Here is a 617-nt window from a genome sequence, read left to right on the forward strand (position 1 = left end):
AGGAGGGGGAGGGGAAAAGGGCGGAAGGAGAAAGAGAGGAGGGGAGGAGAGGGAAGGGAAGAGAGAGAAGAAAGGAGGGGAGGAAGAAGAAGAGAGGAAGGAGGAAGAGAAGGGGAAAGAGAAGGAGAGGATAAGTTCAGGAGAAGAGAAAGAGAAAAAGAAGAAAGAAAAAGGGAAAGGGAAGAGGAAAGAGAAGGAGAAGGGGAGGAGGAGAGAGAAGAATGCCAGAGAAGGAAGAAGGGAAAGAGGAGAGACAGATTAAAGAGAAAGCCAATATTTTCAAAAGAGAACTGGATTAAAAAATGGCAGAAAGAAAAAAGAGAAGAGAGGGAAGAAAAGGGAAGGAAAAGGAAGAGGAGGAGAAGGAAGAAAGGGGAGCCACAGAGGCATCTTTTGAAGAAAACGAGAGGGAGGAGAAGGAAGGGGAAAGAAGGAGGGGAGAAAGGGGAAGGGAAAAAGGGAGGGGAAAGGGAGGAGAGGGAGAGGAGAGAATATATGTGCCAGCCAGGAAGGAAGGCAACGTAGGAAAAGAGGGGAGAGGGAGAGGGAGGGAAGGAAGAGGAGGAAGAGGAGCTGGAAAGGAGACTGGGGGAAAGAGGGGGGAGAGAAGGAGGCAT

General features: G+C 49.6%; 2 protein-coding genes. Both read left to right on the plus strand.

Translation table 11 applies throughout. The features are described from left to right. A partial coding sequence (locus tag E1963_RS23720) for a hypothetical protein (protein ID WP_201272102.1) occupies positions 1 to 262 on the plus strand: 262 nt, incomplete at its 5' end. A gap of 40 nt (positions 263 to 302) precedes the next feature. After that, positions 303 to 617 (plus strand): hypothetical protein (locus E1963_RS23725; RefSeq protein ID WP_201272103.1); only part of this gene is annotated, 315 nt, incomplete at its 3' end.

The organism is Extibacter muris (assembly GCF_004345005.1).
GTDB lineage: Bacteria > Bacillota > Clostridia > Lachnospirales > Lachnospiraceae > Extibacter > Extibacter muris.